Source organism: Pseudomonas sp. 2822-15 (assembly GCF_002742515.1).
Lineage (GTDB): Bacteria > Pseudomonadota > Gammaproteobacteria > Pseudomonadales > Pseudomonadaceae > Aquipseudomonas > Aquipseudomonas salomonii.
In genome coordinates this window covers 1-250 of the sequence record NZ_LJRY01000378.1, presented here as the reverse complement: position 1 = coordinate 250, position 250 = coordinate 1, and the positions used below count along the sequence as shown (strand labels likewise).

Here is a 250-nt window from a genome sequence, read left to right as displayed (position 1 = left end):
GTATGAACTTACAACACGTCTCATTATGAAGCACGATCTTTCCATCTCACGACAAGCGATAGCAAAACATCTAACTGTAATGGAAGATGCCGTGCTAGTAAAATCGAAAAGAAAGGGGAAATATCGAGTACTTATATTTAACAATGAACCACTTAAAAACTTACTGAAAGGATGGATTGAGTAATTTTTCTAAAAACATCTAACTGTTTTTAAGAATTCTGCTTCACTCTCGATCAATAAGTAAAGCAAC

Annotated in this window: 1 protein-coding gene; it reads left to right on the top strand. The window is 34.0% G+C overall.

Going from position 1 to position 250, the window contains the following annotated elements:
• Positions 1–184 (top strand): helix-turn-helix domain-containing protein (locus tag AOA59_RS31130; protein WP_143522868.1); only part of this gene is annotated, 184 nt, incomplete at its 5' end.
• Between the last annotated feature and the right edge of the window lie 66 nt (positions 185–250).